This is a genomic window from Paenibacillus sp. S150 (assembly GCF_019352175.1).
GTDB lineage: Bacteria > Bacillota > Bacilli > Paenibacillales > Paenibacillaceae > Paenibacillus_AQ.
Window position 1 is genome coordinate 1 of record NZ_JACBYI010000098.1, and the last position, 714, is coordinate 714.

The 714-nt window shown below is 54.5% G+C and carries 1 rRNA gene; it reads right to left on the minus strand.

The window, feature by feature from the left end:
* A 23S ribosomal RNA gene (locus HYD27_RS31715) occupies nt 1-714 on the minus strand; the annotation flags it as partial.

A 714-nucleotide genomic window follows, 5' to 3' on the forward strand; every position in this document is an offset into this window, starting at 1 on the left:
TGGTTGTCTGGGCAACTCCACATCCTTTCCCACTTAACACACACTTCGGGACCTTAGCTGATGGTCTGGGCTGTTTCCCTTTTGACAATGGATCTTAGCACTCACTGTCTGACTCCCGGCAAGAAGTTCATGGCATTCGGAGTTTGACTGAGCTTGGTAACCCTTGCGGGCCCCGCACCCAATCAGTGCTCTACCTCCACCACTCCATTCACCGAGGCTAGCCCTAAAGCTATTTCGGGGAGAACCAGCTATCTCCGAGTTCGATTGGAATTTCTCCGCTACCCCCACCTCATCCCCGCACTTTTCAACGTGCGTGGGTTCGGGCCTCCAGTGCGTGTTACCGCACCTTCACCCTGGACAGGGGTAGATCACACGGTTTCGGGTCTACGTCCCCATACTCAATCGCCCTATTCAGACTCGCTTTCGCTGCGGCTCCGGCTTCTCACCTTAACCTTGCATGGTAAACGTAACTCGCCGGTTCATTCTACAAAAGGCACGCCATCACCCCTAGATCGGGCTCTGACTTGTTGTAAGCACACGGTTTCAGGTTCTATTTCACTCCCCTTCCGGGGTGCTTTTCACCTTTCCCTCACGGTACTGTTTCACTATCGGTCGCCAGGTCGTATTTAGCCTTAGCAGATGGTCCTGCCGGATTCATACGGGGTTTCACGTGCCCCGCACTACTCGGGATCCGTCCCGGAGGGAACACAGTTT